The sequence below is a fragment of the uncultured Microscilla sp. genome (assembly GCF_947493425.1).
Classification (GTDB): Bacteria; Bacteroidota; Bacteroidia; order Cytophagales; family Microscillaceae; genus Microscilla.
Map to the genome: position 1 here is coordinate 1 of NZ_CANLRP010000184.1, position 15846 is coordinate 15846.

A 15846-nucleotide genomic window follows, 5' to 3' on the forward strand; every position below is an offset into this window, starting at 1 on the left:
GAATTTGCTTAGTTGGGCACGCGCAAGGACGACGCGCGCCATCTTCAAAACTTCCAGCCAAACAAGACTAATGGAAACAGCATTAGACTCCCGACTCCTGACTACTAACTCTCAACTAATAGACTTGCCGCTAAAAGCTTGAGGCTGTAGAAGCTCCCAACTCCTGACTACTAACTCCCAACTAATAGACTTGCCGCTTCTCACGCCTCCGCAATGCCCTTGCCCAAGTTGGCTTGAGTCATCATGTAATCAAACACCCGCAGCGATTGCTCCTTAAAAGTAGGGGTGTCATACACTTCTTTGAGGTGGTCATACAACTGCTCCTTGATATAGCGCTCTACCTTGATGCGTTGTCGTTGGTTTTTGTGCCAATCGGTCACCAACAGCTCATCGCGTTTGGTTTGGAGCTTCACTAGCAAGTCTTGCGCCGCCAGTTTTATTTGTTGCTTTTGGATTTTAGTCAGCTTCTTGCCTTGGTAGAGCAAATCAAACAATTGCAATTCCTCCTCAGTCAGCCCCTCGCTTTGGGCGCGCAAATCCTCCTTTCTGAGCTTTTCGGCATAAGCCTTTAATTCTTCAAAATAACGGTTTACATCACTGGTTTTGGTGTTGTAGCGGTCAATGATTTCTTGCAGCCTAATGGCAAAATCTATCCGGGTAGTATTACGCTGGAGCATGCGCTCGAGTTGCTCTTGCAAAAATGCCTTAAAATCTACTATAGACAAATACTTCACGTCTGTATCTCTAAACCGCGTTTGCAACACCTCTAGGTCTATATTACGCAAATCTATGGGGGTAGACTTACCAATACTGTATTGGGCTTGGGACTCTTGCACTGCATTGTTGTTGACCGAATAAATGCTATCGTCGAGCAGCGAACGTGTGGCCGCAAAAGCACTGTCGAAATCGCCCTTGGGTGTTTCTCGCAAAATCACTTGCCGCAAAGATTCATACGCCTCCTTAGTACGCTTAAACTCCTGCGCCACGGCTTGGTCGGGTTGGGTAGCGTTATAAATATTGCGAATAGCGTTTTCGTGCACATTAAACTCCTTACGGACTTCTTCGGTGATAGACAACAAGTTAGCAAAGGTTTTGAAATGTTTAATATTCTTGAAAGTATCCTTGTTTTGCAAAATCAACTCCATATCACACCCATTGTCTAGCAAAAAGGCATGGGCAAGCGCCACCACCTTTGCCAAAGCCTCGCGTAATTTTTCTTTGTCTTGCACAGGCCTATCACTGCTCTTGAGCTTGCTGTTGTGTTGTTTGCCGTATTTGTCTAGAGCCTTCTCTAAGTTTTCGAACACCCCAAAATAATCTACAATAATGCCGCACACCTTGTTTTTAGCCACTCGGTTGGCGCGGGCTATAGTTTGCATCAAAGTATGGTTTTGCATAGGCTTGTCGAGGTAGAGCGTGCTCACGGTAGGGCTGTCGAAACCCGTGAGCCATTTCGAACACAAAAACACCAGTCTAAAAGGATCATCATCGTTTTTAAATCGTTCTTCCAGCGTCTGCTTTTGTTCCCCATACCTTTTGTCCATCGCCTTGCGGTGGGGGCGAATGTGGAGTCCTTGGCGGCTAAACTTCTCCTCTTCGTCGCCCTCCTTGCTTATCACCACATACATCTCAGTTTGGCGCATCCACTCCAGGCGCTCGCGGTGTTCGGCTTTTTCTGCCGTGTCGGTGGTTTCCTTAATCGCCTTACTCAAGCGCTGTTTTTCTTTTTTCCAATGCACCTGCACCTTGTCATACATTCTCACTGTGGTATACTTATCCACCGAAATCACCATCGCCTTGCCCTGGTACGTACGGTAAGGAAAATGCGCTACTATATCGCGAGCTATTTCTTCCAGGCGGGCGTCGCGCTTGATCACCTCCAGCTCGCTGGCATATTGTTGCTTGAGCCGCGCCTCTTGGTCGGCAGTCAGGTTGTCTCCTTCTATAATCTCCGCCAAGTCATCGTTCAAGTAGTCGTTGCTCAGCTGCACTTGGGGCACGCGGTTTTCATAAAAAAGCGGTACCGTGGCACCATCTTCTATGCTTTGGGCAAAATTATACTCGCTCACATACTCGCCAAACCATTCGCGGGTGGTTTCGTTGGCGTCGAGCAGGGGCGTACCCGTAAACGCCAAATAGTTGGCATTGGGCATTGCCTTGCGCATGTTTTGCGCCAAGCCGTTGTATTGGCTGCGGTGCGCCTCGTCTACCAACACTATAATGTCTTTGCGCTTGGTGAGCAAAGGAAACTCCTCGCCCTTGTCGGTGCCAAACTTTTGGATGAGGGTAAAAATATACGATTGGTTGTTTTGGGCAAGCATTGTTTTGAGATGTTCGCGGCTTTTTGCCTGTACATTGTCTTTTTCGCCAATGACTTCAGCCTGCAAAAAATTGGTAAAAATCTGCGTGTCCAAGCTGTCGCGGTCAGTAATAATCACAAAAGTATAGTCGCCCGTATACTTGCGCATCACCTTCATGGCAAAAAATATCATCGAAAAACTCTTGCCACTGCCTTGGGTGTGCCAAAAAATGCCCAGCTTACCCGCCTGTTTCAAACGGTTTTCAAACGAAGCAATGCCGTTGTTTACTCCCAAGTATTGGTGGTTTTTGGCAATGATTTTGGTGCGGTCGGCAAAGTAAAAAATAAAGTTTTCTATCAAATCGAGCAAGCGCTCTTTTTGGCACATGCCGCGTAAGATGCGCTCTAGGCTAATGCTTTCATCGGTGTCAGGGGTTTCGTTTTCCTTACTCACTTTTTTCCATTCGCTGAGGTGCTCTAGCTCGGCGGTAAAACTCCCCATTTTGCTTGTTTGCCCATTCGACAAAATCACAAAGGCATTGTATACAAACAATTGGGGAATGTCGCGTTTGTAGCGATGCAAGTTGTTGTGGTAGGCACTGTCTACCTCTACGTTAGAGTTTTTGAGTTCGATAAACACCAACGGAATGCCATTGACATAGAGCAGCAAATCGGTGCGACATTCGTTTTTGCCAATAATTGGTAGTTCTTCTACCACCATAAAATGATTTTCTAAGGGCTGGTAAAAATCAAGGTAGACCAGTTTAATGGGTTGGGGCACCCCCTCAGCGTCTTTTACTTGGGTGTGGTAACCGTGCTTGAGCAATTGGTGCACCGCCTTGTTGGCAAGCAAAGGGCTTTGGTGGCTGCGGTTTTGGGTCAAGGCTTGCATGGCCTCTTTGACCAAGTCGGCTCGATGGTCAGGTGGCAAGTGAGGGTTCAACTTTTGCAAAGCAAGCTCAAGCCGGGGCAGGCTCACCACCTCTTGGGCAGATTGCCGCCCCAAGTCGTGGTCGTCGTATTGACAAAACAAGTGCTCGTGGTAATGCAAGCTGCCAAGCAATAGCCGAACCGCGGCTTTCTGGATGTCGTCTTCAGATATAAAGTTTGCCATAGTCGTACAAAGGTGTTTTTGATGTTGGATAGATGGATTATTGGGAGCAAGGCAAGAACTTTTCTTCTTGCCTTGCTTGGGTTTATACTTTGAGCTTCCCGCTCAACAAACGCGGCAATAATCGGTCGCGTTGTTGTTGGAGAAGGAGGTTTTTTTGTTGTAGGTTGAATACTTTAGTAAACATTGGGTTAACCTTTGCAGAAAAATCATTTAGCAAATTCGTGGGAGGCACCTTAACTATAAATGAATCAAAACATTTATTGTCAACCCTTTGTCTACCAGTTGCCCCTGACATACTATTTATAGCATGGTATCTAAATGAGTCTGTGCGTGATAGTAGATAAATATATTCAAAAGGTAATTTATCTTGTTTAAAAACTATAAATTCTGTTGATCCAAATCCAATTTCATCTCCTTGTAGGAATTGTACCAAGCCAATTTTACCGTTTTGTAAACAAGGTGTAATACGTGAAAAAAGAGTATCATAGTTTGTAAAACGAGCACCTCCCTTAAGTGCTCTCGTATCTGTTTGAGAAACTATTAGAGAGTCTTGTTTTAAACCTTCCATGCCCACAAATGGATAAACTTTATTTTTATCAGCTTTGTAAGATGGATTAATCTTTACACACTGTGAAAAAGGCTTCTTCTCCCAGCCTTTCGGCAAACCCTCTACCCACTCCGCCGTTTCGTGTCCAGGAAACCGCAAACGCACAAACCACTCTTTGTATAAGTTTTGCGTCATTTGTTCTAAAGCGGCAATGCGAGCTTGGTTGTTCTCTATCAGTTCGTCGTAGGTAGAGAGCATACGGGCTATTTTTTTTTGGGTAGGGAGTGGGGGGAGTTTAATTTTTAATTTTTCAGCCTGTGGAACCCTTATATGTTCTACCGTTGAGCCCATTCCTAAAGCCCTGATTTGATGTTGTATATGAGCCGAAAGGAAAGAGTAATATAAAAAGTGTTGGTTAAGCACTTGTGAATTAGCTCTATACAGCATTAACCTTTGCCCTAAAAAAACATGGTCATCTGACCTCAATAAACCTACTTCACCTAAAGGAGCCTCTCTGGTTAATATTAAATCGTTTCGTTGTGGTTTTACCCTTCTTGTCCATTTTTTATATACTTCAGTTTCTACATATCTAACATTTTTGGTATCTACTTTACCATTTTTAATGTTAGATGTTCTAAGCATTTTAAACTCAGTTTCATAATCAACAATGGGAGCTGTTTTGTTTACACAATCAACGATAAGCTCGCAAACATCTGAAACTATGTGTTCCTTCCACTCCATTACAACACCTCCTTCAAATTGTCCTCAATCGTTTTTTCTAATTGGTGGGCTTCGGCGTTGAGCTGGGCAAACTGGGCGTGCAAGGCTTGCATTTCTGCTTTAAACTCTTCTGCGGTCAGCTTGTCTTCTTCGAGCGCCACCCCCACATAGCGCCCTGGGTTGAGCGAATGGCTTTGCTCGGCTACCTCTTCGGGCTCAGTGATTTTGCACAAACCCTCCACATCGGCATATTTGCCCTCCGGAAAACGCGCCTCGTGCCAGGCAATTTGCTCACTAAAGTAGTTGATCCGCTCTTGGATAAACTCGCGGTGTTCGAACGCCCCCGTAGCCGCTTTGAGCAGGTTTTTGATCTTCAATCGGCTAAATGCCTTATTGCCCTTTATTTTGAGTTGGCGGTCGGCAAACTGCACCAAGTCTTGCAAGGCTTTATAGCTTTCGGTGGTGTTGCTGAGATCGAGTTGCTCTAGCTTATTTGCAAATTTGATAGTACGGGTATGCTCTAGCCCTTCGGAGCTGGTTTCGGGGTGGCTTTCTACTATTTGCGACACCTCGGCGGGCAACAAAGGGGCTACTTCGGCATACCAAGTGCTCAAAGCCTTATGCAAAGGGGGCAAGCTTTGGCGCAACGCCTTTTCTGCCGCTGCTATGCCCGCATAAGGCAAGTCGGCTGGTTGGGGGTTGGCTATAGTGCCGTTTTGCCAACGCTCCAGCGCGGCTTGGTAAAGCTTGAGCAAGGCAGCGTATTTGTCGGTTTCGCCCCTATAGAGCCATACTATAGCCGTGAGGTTATACATTTGGCTCTCGGTAAAAGTGCGCAAAGCACGGGTCACCTGAGTATAAATATTGCGCGCGTCAACAAACAAAGTTTTGCCTTGGCGTTCGGGGCTTTTAGCCTTGTCGTAAAACCACAACGTAATGGGCAAAGTTACCGAGATAAAAAAGTTGGACGAAATAGACACCACCACGTCCACTATATCGTCTTGTATAATGTTTTGGCGTATTTCCTGTTCTACACTGCGGGCGTCCGAGGCAGAGTTTGCCATCACAAAACCTGCCCTGCCCTGGGGGTTGAGCGATGCCGCAAACAGATTGGCCCACAAATAATTGGCGTTGCCAAAAGTAGCCACCTTCTTGCTGGCTTTTTTGCTGGTGGTTTTGCTTGGTTTGCTGGGCAAGCCATAAGCGCTAAAGCGCAAAGCCCCTTTGAGTTTTTCCTCTTGCACCCCATCTACATTAAAAGGCGGGTTTGCCATTACATAATCAAACGGTCCGTGTTGGTGCTTGCCAATGTGTTCGTCAATATCAAAAGGGTCTTCGTAATAAGAATTGACATTGCGAATTTTGCCGCTCAACCCATTTACCGCAAGGTTCATTTTGGCAAGGTCTACCGTGTCTTTGGTGCGTTCTTGCCCATATACCGACAGCACTTGGTTTTTACTGCTTGCCTCGTTTTTTTGTTGGTGGCGTTTGATAAACTTATTGCTTTGCACAAACATACCCCCGCTGCCACACGAAGGGTCAAATATTTTTCCCCGAAAGGGTTCTATCACCTCCACAATGAGCTTTACTATAGAGGTAGGCGTAAAGAACTGCCCACCCTTTTGCCCTTCGGCAAGGGCAAAGTTGCCCAAAAAATATTCATAGATTTTACCAAACAAATCGCCCTCTGCCTCTATAGGAATCGTAGAAAACGCCTTGAGTAGTTTCTCCAAAATGTCGTCGTCTTCTATAGCCGTGTATTGTTGCTTGGGCAAAGTACCGTTGAGGTCTTCGTTGTACTGCTCTATGCTCTCCATTGCCTCTATGATTGCCTTTTGCAGGGTTTTGCGGTCTTCGCTGTCGGCTTTGTATTGTTTCTCGAGCAAGTAATTGTAGCGGGCATTTTCGGGCAAATAAAAACCCGACTCAGCAATGTATAGTTTGCGAATGTCTGCTTCGTCGTCCCAAGGTTGTATTTTCTTAGCTACCTCGGCTTCGGCAAGTTTAAATTTGTTATCTGCATATTTGAGAAATATCAGCCCCAACACTGGGGTAGAGTACTCGCTCGCCTTGAGGCTAGAGTTGGCGCGTAAATCGTCAGCGGCTTCCCACAGTTGAGCCTCTAGCCCACTCGTAAGGTTGAGCCCATCAAAAAGGATCGAATCCAATTCCTGGTCTGTCATGTATAGGTGTTTGCTTATGTCTACTAGTAGCGTGCAATATATAGAAATTAGTCGGGAGTTAGTAGTTGGTAGTCGGTAGCTTCTACAGCCTCAAGCTTTTAGCGACAAGCGACAAGTCCTTTGTTAGCGCACGCGTCCTCGCGTGTGTCTAGTCGTCAATTCTCCACATAATTTAGTTCTTCGCAGTCACGCGCAAGGATGCGCGCTAGCCTTTGGAGTCGGTAGTAACGCAAAGCGACTTTTAAAAAAAACTCCCTCCTTCGTTAGCGCACGCGTCCTCGCGTGTGTCTAGTGCTCTGGGTACTAAATTCCTTTCACGCCTTTCGGCTTCTTTTGCCTGCTGACTTCACCTAAAAAAACTCACGTAGCTTAGGCTATGCTCGTTTTTTGGAGGTTTGACAGCCACCAAAATAAACTCGAAATAGTGTATAAACTACTTAGTTCCCAAAGCACTAGTCGTCAATTCTCCACATAATTTAGTTCTTCGCAGTCACGCGCAAGGATGCGCGCGCTAGCCTTTGGAGTCGGTAGTAACGCAAAGCGACTTTTAAAAAAACTCCCTCACTGGTGCATGTCGTCCCCGTGTGTGCCTGCGTAGTATCTCAAAAAAAAAATGACCTACGCAAAAAGACTGCGTAAGTCCCCTTTTACTTTGTTTTATCAATACGAGATAGTTCATAGTCGGGAGTCAGTAGTTGGGAGCTTCTACAGCCTCAAGATTTTAGCGACAAGCGGCAAGTCTATTAGTCGGGAGTTAGTAGTCGGGAGTTTCTACAAACTATTAGCAACAGGAGGCGAAAGCTTTTAACTGTGATTTTTATAAGTTACTAAAAATCAACGTGATATAAAAGTGTGGTTACCTGTAGAACAGGGTGTAACTTGCGACTTGTTGCTTGAAGCTTGCCCCTATGGTGGCTATGGATGACTCTCGACTAAAATATTGGGCAGGCTCCATTCAAACTTACTTCTATCTATTGGTTGAACCTCCGCAAGGAGGCCCCGGTTCGAACCCGGTAGTTTGAAAATTATCCACCCAAAATTTTTATATGAAAGCAGTAGTTTAACTGGATAGAACACCGTAAAAAGTTATTTCATTACCCCATATTATTATATGATAGAGGGGTCAAAACAAACTTACTCCAAAGCTTATGGAGCCGGGGGTACAGGTTCGAGTCCTGCCTGCTTTCCTAATTATTTGTATATAAAGTATACAACAATACATTTGACATATTGAGTAAAATATACACTCAAGAAGCAGTAGCTCAGTTGGTAGAGCAGCGGACTTCCAAGACAGTTTTGAAATTACCCGAAAGGGTCAACCAAGACTTACTTCATCATTATCCGCAGGTCGCAGGTTCGAGTCCTGTCTGCTTCACTATATAGTCCATAGTTAGTAGTCGGTAGCTTTTGTAAGGTGTCCTGTAAACGGGATGTTGGCTGTAACGAAGTGGAAGTACAGATGAATTGGTGCATAGCCTCCACTGGGGGCTGGGTTTTTACACCTTGTTCTATACGTTAGAGTAGACGGTGGACGAGCGTTTTTAGCCTCGTTCTATGAACCAAGAGTCAGCCGTTTTTTAAAAATCGCTTTGCGCTACTCTCGACTCCCAACTACCCACTATGGTCTAAAATACACGAAAGCAGTAGCTCAGTTGGTTAGAGCACCGTAAAGTTTTTTCATTACTCATACAGGGTCAAATCAAACTTACTCCCAAGCCTTTTAAGCCGGGGGCGCAGGTTCGAGTCCTGCCTGCTTCACTATATATAATAGTCCATAGTTAGTAGTCGGTAGCTTTTGTAAGGTGTCCCGTAACGAAGTGGAAGTACCAATGAATTGGTGCATAACCTCCACTGGGGGCTGGGTTTTTACACCTTGTTCTATACGCTAGAGTAGACGGTGGACGAGCGTTTTTAGCCTCGTTCTATGAACCAAGAGCCAGCCGTTTTTTAAAAATCGCTTTGCGCTACTCTCGACTCCCAACTACCCACTATGGTCTAGTAACCAAAGCAGTCGTTTAATGGTTAGGACGCTGGAAATTTTTAAGTTTCAACATTATCGCTCACCTTGGCAGGTCAACCGAAACTTACTTCTAAAATGTTCCATTCCAGAAATGCAGGTTCGAATCCTGCCTGCTTTGCCAATCATCAGAAGTGGTAGCTCTATACCAGAGCAGGTGCCCAATGGCTAAGAGTTATATCATTACCCAAAAGGTCAAATATACCTTACTTCCTTCCTTTTTATGGGCTGTAGGTTCGAATCCTACCCACTTCCTTTTTAATTCCGAAGCAGTAGCTCAGCCTGGCTAGAGCGCCAACTTTGTTAGTTTTGACATTACCCAACAAGGGTCAATTAAAACTTACTTCAACTTATGGGGGTTGGAGGCCGTGGGTTCAAATCCCACCTGCTTCGCTATATTAGGTCAAGGGTGGCTTACTTCATTTTTTTACCCGAAAATAGCCACCGCATTATCTAACTTTTTTTTAACAACACTATGAACACATTACTAAAAGTAAGCTTACGGCAAAAAGCCGTATTTGTGCCCAACACGACACATCAAACTGCACCTACTGAGTTGCGCGAAACCACTTCAGTATTGGTGGCAAACCTGGCCCAATTGGGTTATGGCGTGTCGGAGCCATTGCTAAAAGCCTTGAACCAAGCCACCCCTACTTTTCAAGCAGATTTGCTAGAGCAGTTTCGCGAGGTGATGAACGTAAAGAAAAACTGGACGCCATTGGTCAAAGGTTGGAACGTGCCTACGGGTGAGTCTATAGTAGACCATATCATGACCTTTTTTGCCAATGTGTTTCAGGCAAAAGGTACGCGTTTGCAATGCGGGCACATCATTCCTGCCGATACCTTTCCACTGGAGCGTTACAATGGTTGCCCGTTTTGTGGTACCCCTTTCGAAACAGGAGAAGTTGAGCATTATGGGCAAGGGAGCAAGTTAAAAATATTGACATTATGGACAGAACAAGACACGAAGGCATTTTTTGCCAACTTGCTCAAGTCTAAAACTGCCCTGGATGCTACCCAAATGGATAGTCTAAAACTATTGTTGGCAGAGTTGCCTTTGCCCAAAGCAGACATTGCCATGAAAGAAACCTTGATGGCAGTGATAGATACTTTAGTAGAACTAGGGCAAGCAGAAAGAGCCCAGGCTTTGTTTAGTTCACCTACCGACATTATGCGTTATTTGTGGTACAAGCATACTGGGTTTTTGCAATTGGTAGCACCCAAAACTATAGCCAAGCGCAAAACCAAAAACAACACAAACTTGCATGTAGCACTAGACAAAAGCGCAGAAGTCAATGTAGAAACCAAAAAAACATTGAAACTAAAGTATAGCCGTAAGCAGTGTTTGATGGTGGCTAATTGGTTGAACAACCTAAGCTTGCCAGTAGAAAAAGCCTGCGAAATGATGCACCCAAAAAGAGGGATGTGGGTACGTTTTATCCGTGCCTTACGTTTGGCAGAGTACAGCAAGCGCAGTGGTTTTGAGTACCTACATACTTTGTTAGATGTGTTTTATAACCAACGCTATGAAGTATGGCAGGCAAAAGTAGACCATTACCGATTGGCCTCTGATGCTGAGAATACCTTAGGTTTACTAAAGCAACGCCCTGGCTTATTTGCCCGTTCGTTGTTTGCCAATATGCTTTGGTTTGGCAAAGACAAAGTAGTAGATGCTTTTACCGAGGTGGTAGACCAAGTGCCTGCCCGATTGGTGTTTACCTTGAACATGTATGCCGATAATTACTTTGACAAAAATGTTCAACGTACAGTAAAACCTTTGGGTGGAGTGAGCAAAGTAGTACCGCCTAATAAGTTGCTGGGATTGTATAAGCCTAAGCAAATCAAGGCAATGCAAGACAGCATTCAGGACTTGTGCCTGTTGGCAATGAAAAAACGTTTTGCTGCTATAGAAAACAAGCATAAGTCTATTTATATAGACCCTATGTTGTTCAAGATACCCGTATCTATTGGCGACCGTAGCGAAAGTGTGCAAGACCTGCCATCGGCATTGATGGGAACCCGCTTTGCGGTAGAAGGCGATACTGTGCGTTTGTTTATGCAATGGGGAGAAGGTTTGCCTGCTCAACACCTCGACATGGACCTGAGCTGTTACGTGAGCTATGGCAACAAAGCTGATATTTGTTCTTACAGTCGTTTGCGTACTACAGGTTGTAAGCACAGTGGCGATATTAGAAGTATTCCCGAAAAAGTGGGAACGGCAGAATATATCGATATCAATGTGCCTGAATTGCAAGAAGCAGGGGCAAAGTATGTAACGTTTACCTGCAATGCCTACAGCAATGGTGCCATTACGCCTAACCTGATAGTAGGGTGGATGGATAGCAAAAATCCAATGAAGATTTCGGCAAAAACTGGGGTAGCTTACGACCCTTCTTGTGTGCAGCATCAAGTGCGTATCACGAGCAGTGTGACCAAAGGATTGGTATTTGGAGTGTTAGACATAGCCGCCAATGAGATAGTATGGCTTGAAATGCCATTTGCTGGGCAAGTAGTACAGAATATGAACGAAAACGCGGTAAAGGGGATTTTGGCAAAACTAGATGCTAAATTGAGTGTAGGTAATTTACTGAAAGTAAAAGCTGAAGCTCAGGGCTTGACAATGGTAGAAACAGCCGAAGCCGACGAAGCCTACACTCCAGAGTGGGCAATGGACGTGGCAGCGGTTACTCAGTTGTTGGTAGATTAGTAGCATTTGAGCAGTAAGCTATTAGCTACAGGCAACAAGTTGTCCAGATTTCTGCCTATTGAATATAAAGAGTTCTTCTTGAATAAGGAGGGCTCTTTTTTATGTCCAAACCTTACACTAATTTTAATTCAAAAAGTAGTACATTTGTTCTCCAATACACCAGTGTTTTGTATGCTTATAATCACCAATTAGTTTGTAAACCTCAAGGGGTAGTGTCTTTGAACTATAAGTAAAAACCAACAGCTTGTAGAAGCTTGCCCCCTGTCGGGGCTTTTAACTACGGTTTTTATAAGTTGCTAAAAGTCAGATATAAAAAAATGTTGCCTGTGGAACAGGGTGTAACTTGCGACTTGTCGCTTAAAGCTTGCCCCTGTGGGTGCTATTAACTAAATCATTGTGAAAAAGAAATTTGAAGACTTAGGCGGTGAGTTTGTATTAGCTGCCGAAAAAATTGCCGAAAAACTAGCCAACATCAAAGCCTTTGTTTTTGACTGGGATGGGGTTTTTAGCCTGGGGGCAAAAGGAGTAGGCGTGTCTAGCTCATTTACCGAAGCCGACTCTATGGGTACCAACATGCTACGCTATAGTCATTGGCGTAAAAATGAAAAAAAAACATTGGCAATGGCGATCATCACAGGTGCAAATAACCCTACTGCGATACAGTTTGCCCAGCGGGAACATTTTCATGCAGTTTATTCCAGCATTCATGACAAGAGCAAAGCCATTGAACACTTTTGCCTGCTCAACCACATTGCTCCTGAACAAGTAGCTTGTTGTTTCGATGATGTCAACGATTTCCCGATGGCGCGTATTTGCGGGTTACGCTTTATGGTACGCCGTGCTGCCAGTCCTTTGTTGCTTGACTTTGCCCGTGAACATCAACTTTGCGACTATATTACAGGCAGCCAGAGTGGTCAGTTTGCTGTACGCGAAATTACCGACTTGGTCATGGGTATGCACAATGTATACAAAGACGTGATTTTTTCGCGCATTGCCTACGACGATGACTATCAGGCATATTTTAAAAACCGACAAACCCGCGAAACGGTGTTTTTTACCAATGACAAACAGCGTGAAATTGTACCTATGACATATCCATAGCATTGATGAGTTGCTTGACTTGGTCGAGCAACCAATCACTCTTTACCAGACCATTACGCCATCTTTGTGGAATACTCTCATACCCAAAGCGGGCGCCCAGTACTGCTCCAGCTATTGCAGCATTGGTGTCAGCATCGCCTCCTTCATGAATAATTTCAGAAATACCTTGTTCAAACGAGGAGGAATGTTGAAGAGCCCAAAATGCACAACTCAATGCCTTGAGTGTGTAGCCAATGCTGGCTTTATCTTCCAAGGCAAGCACGGCGATATTGGGGCGCACATGGGCGGTGAGATGTTCGCGAATACGGGTGTCGTAGCGGTCGCCTTCCTTTAGCATTTCTTCTATAAAATCATCGTTTACTATTTGCCCTTGCAGCAAACGACTAATCATAAGACACAAGATTACACAAGAGCCTACACAACGTGGATCGTAGTGGGTAATCTTACATACCTTTTCAGCGTTGATTCTTATTTTTTCAGGATCATCGTATTCCCATACCCCCAGCACCGAAGTACGCATAAGCGCGCCATTGGCAGCAGCGTATTTTTTTGACTTAAGCCAGTATTCTTCAGCGGCTTTGTGGGGATTGTTCATAAAAACAGGTGAGCCTATGACACTGTATATGGTACGCCCAGTACCACGCCCATCATTGTGTGCCCAATCGATAATAGTAAGCCCAATGTCTTTAATATCAATTCTTTTGTTGGCAAGCAAACTGTCTAAAATGCACAACATCTGGTGGGTGTCGTCAGTCCACTCGCCCGGTTGCCAACGGCTACGGTGTTTATCCTGTACAATTTGTTCGTAATCGGTCAGCCCATGAGGGTAATGGTGTTGTACCATTGCCTTAGACATAAACTCAGTACCCAAGCCTATAGCGTCACCTACAGCATTGCCAAAAATAACTCCTTTGATTTTATCTTCCATAGCCCTAAAATACGAGATTTTGCGGGAGGGTGAATGCTACATCGCAAAATATTTGATCCCTTGAGCAGTTTTTTCAGCTTTGATCAAGTCCTCACTTGCCAGCAAGTCTAAATAGCCCACCAGCATAGGCAAAGCTGGGATGCTAAAGTTGGTACCATAGAGTTTTTCTAACAATGCCATAAAATCGTGTGTACCTGCCCTGATATGCTCCAGGCACTCAGTTTTGCGTTGGCTGATTCGATTCAGTTGTTTGGTAATTACCTCTCGGTGGTTGTCAAAAGGGACATAATGCCCAGGGTATACCGTGCTTACTTCAAGCTGGGCAAACTTTTGGTAAGAAGCCATCATTTGGTGTAGGCTTTTTTCCCTTTGGTAAGGAGGCTCAAGGGTAACATCAATCACTGGGGTGGGCGTAACCGCCAGTAGCATGTCTGCCGAGAGCAACTGTTGTGTGTCGGGTTGGTAAAAACAAGTTTGGTGGTTGCAGTGTCCGGGAGCATAAATTACTTGCCATTCGTAGTTACCAAAATGCAGTGTTTCATCCTTTGTGAATTTTCGTATTTTCTTTGGAGGAATGTCACCCCAGGCAGTAGCCATCAACTTATAAGCACTATTGAACATTTGTTGTAAAGGCGACCCCTTTAGTTGTGGGAAAAACTCCAAATAATCTTGTATCACCCCTTGCCGTATTTCGTTCATTCCTTGTGGGTTAGCCGCCCAGTTGTAGGCATACTCCGATACCCATATTTCAGTTTTGTTACTTTCTTTAGCTATTTTACCTGCCATACCTATATGGTCTACGTGGGCATGGGTAACAATCACTTTGGCAAGATCGTTTATGTGAAGGTGATGTGCAGCTAGAGCCTTATTAAGTGTTTTCCACGATTGTTCGGTTTGTTCTCCACAGTCAATCAACACAGGTTCGGGTTTCAGAAACAAATAAGCGTTTACTGTGTTCATTCCAAACAAAGTGGGCAGTTCTATGCGTATAGGTGTGTGCATTTTAGTAAGCTAATCGTTTTATTGTTAAATTGTAGCACCAAGCTTGAAATATAGTTTGCCTTAGGTTAATAACCAAAAGTAGCTTCAAGCTTTCAGCAACAAGAGACAAGCTATTTGTAGTGCTATGCCAACATCCCGTTTGTGGGGCACCTTGCAGAAGCCCCTGACTATCAATTATTAATTTTTAAAGTGTTAGTGTATATGAAAAAAAACTTTTTATTCAGCGTTTTGGCGTTGTTAATAACAGTGCAGGTGTATGCGCTCGACTATGGTATATGTGCCCAAAGCGTAGTAGCAGTACGCAAAACTACCTCTGCCAAAAGCGAGCAAGTCACCCAATTGGTGTTTGGCGATGCCTACAAAGTATTGAAATGGTCGCCCAATAAAAAATGGGCCTATATTGAAAACTCTTACGACAATTACCACGGTTGGATTGAGGTAGCATCGGTGTTTAAGGTATCTAAGGATTACTTTACCGACTACCATAAAAATGCTCACCCAGTAGTAGCCGAAAAACTGGGGGTGGTAAAATTTAAAGGTGAAAAAATCCCTGTATCGTTGGGTTCTACTTTGCCTTTTTACAAAAAAGGAGAAATAAAGCTAGGCAATGAAATAGCCCGTTATGTGGGCAAGGCCAGTGATATTACCAACAAGCAAAGCAAAGAGAAAATAATTAAGACTGCCGAAAAACTCTTGAAGATTCCTTACTTGTGGGGAGGTAAAGGTAAACAAGGTTATGATTGCTCTGGTTTCGCGCAAATGGTGTTTAAAACCAATGGCTATATTTTACCCCGCGACTCATACCAACAAGCCGAAAAAGGTAAAACCATTGCTTTGGCAGATGCCCAACCAGGCGATTTGGTGTTTTTTCAGCGCAAGCCCCAACACATAGAAAAAAACGGCAGGGTAGTGCATGTGGGCATTGTATACGAAAATAAAAACAAACAATTAAAAGTCATTCATTCGGCAGGAATGGTACGAATCAATAAGCTTGATAAAACAGGTTTGTACCGCGACGATTTGGGCAAGTATTCTCACTATTTTAAGTTTATTAAGCGACTGGATTAGCGAAGAGCTCTGAACGATAAGTGCTTGATATTATCTTATTGTTTGAATAAAGTTAAAAGCCTTGATTTGCGTCAGGGCTTTTATTACTTGTGTGCCTGGCATGCAATATCACTTGGTGGTTCAAGTCCACTACGCGCCCATTAGCGGGAAGCGTTAGCCA

General features: G+C 44.4%; 8 protein-coding genes and 5 tRNA genes. 8 read left to right on the forward strand and 5 right to left on the reverse strand.

The features are described 5' to 3' along the window. Positions 1-200: 200 nt before the first annotated feature. The 3 genes from Q0954_RS28280 to Q0954_RS28290 all read right to left on the reverse strand — a co-directional run bounded on the left by Q0954_RS28280 (position 201) and on the right by Q0954_RS28290 (position 6863). Entirely contained in the window at positions 201-3413 is a 3213-nt protein-coding gene (locus Q0954_RS28280; RefSeq protein ID WP_299463327.1) for a type I restriction endonuclease subunit R, read from the reverse strand. An 82-nt stretch (positions 3414-3495) separates the two neighbouring features. Next, positions 3496-4701: a restriction endonuclease subunit S gene (locus tag Q0954_RS28285; RefSeq protein WP_299463330.1), complete on the reverse strand. Its 1206-nt coding sequence runs from the start codon at positions 4699-4701 to the stop codon at positions 3496-3498. Continuing rightward, the gene (locus Q0954_RS28290) at positions 4701-6863 is read right to left on the reverse strand and encodes an N-6 DNA methylase (protein ID WP_299463333.1); all 2163 of its coding nucleotides are present in this window, start codon (positions 6861-6863) and stop codon (positions 4701-4703) included. The genes Q0954_RS28285 and Q0954_RS28290 overlap by 1 nt, the downstream gene beginning before the upstream one ends. A 1049-nt stretch (positions 6864-7912) precedes the next feature. On the opposite strand from Q0954_RS28290, the gene Q0954_RS28295 reads away from it, so the two are divergent. From Q0954_RS28295 to Q0954_RS28325, 7 genes are all read left to right on the forward strand, one after another. After that, positions 7913-8050: transfer RNA gene (locus tag Q0954_RS28295), tRNA-OTHER, on the forward strand. Positions 8051-8114: 64 nt separating this feature from the next. Next, positions 8115-8238: transfer RNA gene (locus Q0954_RS28300), tRNA-OTHER, on the forward strand. 261 nt (positions 8239-8499) lie between these two features. Next, positions 8500-8621, forward strand: a tRNA-Lys gene (locus Q0954_RS28305). Positions 8622-8867: 246 nt separating this feature from the next. Beyond that, a tRNA-Lys gene (locus Q0954_RS28310) sits at positions 8868-9004 on the forward strand. A 142-nt stretch (positions 9005-9146) separates the two neighbouring features. After that, a tRNA-OTHER gene (locus Q0954_RS28315) sits at positions 9147-9273 on the forward strand. 82 nt (positions 9274-9355) lie between these two features. Continuing rightward, positions 9356-11587 (forward strand): hypothetical protein, encoded by a 2232-nt coding sequence (locus Q0954_RS28320; RefSeq protein ID WP_299463336.1) that lies wholly within the window; start codon positions 9356-9358, stop codon positions 11585-11587. A 396-nt stretch (positions 11588-11983) separates the two neighbouring features. Beyond that, on the forward strand, positions 11984-12688 hold the full coding sequence (locus tag Q0954_RS28325; protein WP_299463339.1) for a phosphatase: 705 nt from the start codon (positions 11984-11986) through the stop codon (positions 12686-12688). Here Q0954_RS28325 and Q0954_RS28330 read toward each other — a convergent pair. Next, complete coding sequence (locus Q0954_RS28330) at positions 12672-13616, reverse strand: ADP-ribosylglycohydrolase family protein (RefSeq protein ID WP_299463342.1); 945 nt, start codon at positions 13614-13616, stop codon at positions 12672-12674. The genes Q0954_RS28325 and Q0954_RS28330 overlap by 17 nt on opposite strands. A 36-nt stretch (positions 13617-13652) precedes the next feature. Further along, on the reverse strand, positions 13653-14618 hold the full coding sequence (locus Q0954_RS28335) for an MBL fold metallo-hydrolase (RefSeq protein WP_299463345.1): 966 nt from the start codon (positions 14616-14618) through the stop codon (positions 13653-13655). A 201-nt stretch (positions 14619-14819) separates the two neighbouring features. On the opposite strand from Q0954_RS28335, the gene Q0954_RS28340 reads away from it, so the two are divergent. After that, positions 14820-15686, forward strand: coding sequence for a C40 family peptidase (locus Q0954_RS28340; RefSeq protein WP_299463348.1), 867 nt, complete (start codon positions 14820-14822; stop codon positions 15684-15686). The last annotated feature ends 160 nt before the right edge of the window (positions 15687-15846 follow it).